Below are 244 nucleotides of genomic sequence, written 5' to 3'. Positions count from 1 at the left end.
ATTGAAACAACCATACGGCCCCTGCACCGAGACCGCCGTACCGGGAGCAAGCTCATCCAGCATACGGGCCGTGTAATCTCCCAACGCTTTACTGATAAACACCAACACCGGAGCCGCCGGATTCCAGGCCGATGCAATGGTGAAAGGATGAGGTTCTTCATCAGCGCAGGTTTTCAAAAAGGCAAACTGCCCCGCTTGATGACCCGGCCAGCCACGCTCAGGACGAATACGGGTAGCTATCGAC

At 56.1% G+C, this 244-nt stretch carries 1 protein-coding gene; it reads right to left on the bottom strand.

Annotated elements, in window-relative coordinates; all coding sequences use genetic code 11:
- Positions 1-244 (bottom strand): hypothetical protein (locus Q4563_RS21890; protein ID WP_442903856.1); only part of this gene is annotated, 244 nt, incomplete at both ends.

Source organism: Gilvimarinus sp. 1_MG-2023, assembly GCF_030548285.1.
Note: the sequence above shows the minus strand (reverse complement) of the source record. Positions and strands in the feature narration are given on the sequence as shown.